We start from the raw sequence: 4,152 nt of genomic DNA, 5'->3' as shown, positions 1-4,152 counted from the left end.
ACATTTGGTGATTTTTCTTATAGTGCAAGTGTTAATATAGAAAATAAGGATTTATCTGTAAAGAAAACAGCATTATTGTTAAAAGGAAAAAAATATTATGAAATTACAGGAAGACAATATATAAAAAATAATGATGAAATTATGTATAGATTAGATATAACAAATAATAATTCTTTTATAGTAACTAATGCTTTATTAAAAGATGATTTTTCTAGGATTGAAAATGAACAAGGAAAACCATTTTTTAATAATATAAAAGCTACATATATTTCTGGTGAGAATGCTGGAGATATAAATAAAGGAATTATTTTAAAAGAATTAATGCCAAATTCAATGATTTCAATAAATATTAAATGTAAAGTTAGTATACCTTCAGGAACTAAACCAAATGAAATAATAAGAAATATAGCATATCTTAATGGGTATAGTTCTAATGAAGTTGATTTGATAACAGAAGGAAAAGAACTGAAGGTAACAAAAGTAATAAAAGATAGTGATAAAATAGCTTCTCAAGGAGAAGAGTTAACATATGAGATAAAACTAACAAATAATAATAGTTATGAGTTAACAAATGTAAAGTTAGTGGATGATTTGAGTAAAATAGTAAATAAAAAAGGGAACTCATTTATCTCTCAAGAGGAAAAAGATACACAAGTAAGCTATAGCGCAGGGAATGTAACAGGAACACTAAAAGATGGATTAATCTTAGGAAATGTACCATCAGGAGAAAGTGTAATCACAATAAAATGTAAAATGTTACCAAAGTATCCAGCGGGAACAACATCAAAAGATGTAGTGCAGAATATAGCAGAAGTAACAGTAGATGGACATCCACCAAAGAAAGTGGAGTCAAATACACTGAAAGTAGATGAAAAAGATCTAGAAGTAACAAAAGTAATAAAAGATAGTGATAAAATAGCTTCTCAAGGAGAAGAGTTAACATATGAGATAAAACTAACAAATAATAATAGTTATGAGTTAACAAATGTAAAGTTAGTGGATGATTTGAGTAAAATAGTAAATAAAAAAGGGAACTCATTTATCTCTCAAGAGGAAAAAGATACACAAGTAAGCTATAGCGCAGGGAATGTAACAGGAACACTAAAAGATGGATTAATCTTAGGAAATGTACCATCAGGAGAAAGTGTAATCACAATAAAATGTAAAATGTTACCAAAGTATCCAGCGGGAACAACATCAAAAGATGTAGTGCAGAATATAGCAGAAGTAACAGTAGATGGACATCCACCAAAGAAAATAGAGTCAAATATACTGAAAGTTGAGGATGAAAAATTAATTATAGAAAAATCAGTAGCAGATGCAAATAAAAATAATATAGCAGAAGATGGAGAAGTATTAATATACACCTTAAAAGTGTCAAATGCTTCAAATATTGATGCTGAAAATATAGAGTTATTAGATATTTTAGATTCTAAGTTTTTAAAAGAGGAAAATATAGAAAATAATAAAAATTTAATAAAAGGAATAATTATTCCAAAAATAGAAAGAGGAAAAACATATTCTATTTCATTTAATATTAAAGTTAAATATCCAAAAGACTATAAAACAATAACAGAAATAGTAAATAAAGGTGTTATAAAGAAAGATGGAAATATTGTAGGAAATGATGAAGTATCAATAAAAACATCTCCAACAATAGATGACGTTGGGATTCATCTATCTGTAAAAGATTTAGGTGAAAATGGATATATAGGAAATGATGGCATTGTAGAAAGTGGTGAAGAAGCTTTATTTACAATTACAGTTAAAAATAATTCTAATTACGATATAAAGGATATTATTGTAGGAGATAAGTATTTAAGTTTAAAACACTATGAAAAAGGAACATATAAATATGGCGAAAAGGGAAAATTTGAAGATTTAGAAAAGGGGATTACTATTCCACTTTTAAAAGCAAATGAAAGTAAGATAATTTATTTTAATACTAAATTTAAATATAAATTAGATATTAAAAATGAAATTATTGATAATAGTGCTAATTTAAGTTTTGGAAATTTAAATAAAGTTTCAAATAAAGTGTCTTTAAAAATAGTTTCTCCAAAATTAATTTTAACAAAAGTAATTAGGGGAGAAAATAAAGAATTTTATTCTGGAGATCAAGTGATATATGATATATCATTAAAAAATGATTCTAATTATATTGTTAAAAATATGAATATTAAAGATGAGATTAGTAAATTGAATTATTTTGAAAACTGGACATGGAAAGTTGGAGAAGTTAAAGATATTTTATTAAAAAATGAAAAAAATGATTTAAATTTAAAAGGAATTATTCTGAAGGGAAATGAAATAGAAAGATATACAGTTATTGGAAGATTAAAAAAAGATTTAAAAAATAAAGAGTTTATAAATACAGCTTATGCAGGAGAAAATTTAAAAGCTTCAGCAAAAGGGACAATATTAAAAGAGAATATTAAAATAATAAAAGAAGTATTAAAAAAAGATGTTAGTATTGGTGATTTAGTTCCTTATAAAATAACTGTTCAAAGTACTGATAAGAATAGAATTATCTCAGAATTATCTATAAAAGATATTTTACCTACAGGATTTAAATATGCTGAAGGATCTGGAAAAATAGATGGAAAAAAAGCAATAGTTTTAAAAAATGGAAGAGAATTAACTTTTAAAAATATTATTCTTAATAGAGATAAAAAAGTTCAATTGATTTATATATTAAAAGTTGGAACAGGAGTTATACCTGGAGTTTATAAAAATACGGCTTGGGTAGAGAGATATAAAAAGAAGGTTTCTAGAATAGCAGAAGCTAGTGTAACTGTAGAAAATGATCCATTATTTTCAAGTACAGTCATTCTAGGAAAAGTTTTTAATGATAGAGACTTTGATGGATGGCAAGATGATGCAACATCTAAAAGAATAAAAGTCGAAACTTTAGACAATTTAGGAAATTATAAAAATACTAAAAAGATTATTTCTCTTGGAAGTTTAAGAGGAAGAGAATCTGAATTAGATACTCCTAAAATATTTCAAATAAAAAGAGAAGTAAAAAATCCATATTTAATTAGTTCTTTAAAAATAACAGATAAAAATGGAACTATTATTTTGTTAAATAATGATGGAACTATTAATGAAGATTTTAATAGAAGTAAAGAAAAAGGAATCACTTGTGAAAAGTTAAAAGTAATGAGAAAAATAGTAGAAAAAGATAATAAATACTATGAAATATTAAAAATAACAAATTTAGGTATAAATGAAGAGGGGATTCCAGGAGTTCGTTTAGCAACAGTAAATGGAACAGTAATGGAAACAGATTCATTTGGTAGATATCATTTAGATGGAATAGATGATGTTCCTGAAAGAGGAGAGAATTTTATAATAAAAGTAGATAAAGCAACACTTCCATTCGATAGTAAATTTACAACAGAAAATCCAAGAGTTCAAAGAATTGGAAAAGTTATGGCAAAATTTAATTTTGGAGTACATCTTCCAAAAGAAATAATTAGAAAAAAAGAAGTAATAGAAAAAATAAATCTAGGAAGTATTTATTTTTCAACAGATAAATCAAATATAAGAAAAGATCAAAGAGAAAACTTAATGAAAATTATAGAGAATTTAAAAAAGTATTCAGGAGGAACTATTTATATTAGTGGAAATACAGATAGTAGAGCATCAAATGAATACAATAGAAAATTAGGACTGAGAAGAGGAAATAGTATAAAAAAAGAACTTCTGAAAGTAGTAGATAAAAATAAAGTTTTAAAGATTCATATTTCTGAAACTTTACCTGTGGGAGGAAAAAATTAATGAATTGGAAGTATAAATATATTGTATTACTAATAGTAACATCTTCTTCTCTAGCAGGTGCAGATGATGAAAAAGTACTATTTATTCAAGGTGATAATAAAAATTTTGTAGAAAAAACAAAAAAAGTTGATAAGTATTATAATTTTTCTATTTCAACTAATGGAGAAGAGATTCCAGTTAGTGAAAATAAAAGTAGAGAAGGGAAGCAATTAAATAGAAGAACAGATATTTTATTTAATAATAGAGTGATTTTAAAAAATAATAGAGGGTCAATTTGGACAACGGTTGATCCTTTGAATATTGATACAAAATTAAGTATTACTTCAAGATCGGAAGAGCACACGTCTGAACTCCAGTCACGAATTCGTA

At 25.3% G+C, this 4,152-nt stretch carries 1 protein-coding gene; it reads left to right on the top strand.

Features of this window, described 5'->3' with window-relative positions; genetic code table 11:
- Positions 1 to 3,783 (top strand): OmpA family protein (locus Q0V09_RS08540; protein ID WP_297488541.1); only part of this gene is annotated, 3,783 nt, incomplete at its 5' end.
- Positions 3,784 to 4,152 lie beyond the last annotated feature (369 nt).

The sequence above is a fragment of the uncultured Cetobacterium sp. genome (genome assembly GCF_947039425.1).
Classification (GTDB): Bacteria; Fusobacteriota; Fusobacteriia; order Fusobacteriales; family Fusobacteriaceae; genus Cetobacterium_A.
The sequence above is the reverse complement of the archived record's forward strand: the minus strand, read 5'-3'. Positions and strand labels throughout refer to the sequence as shown.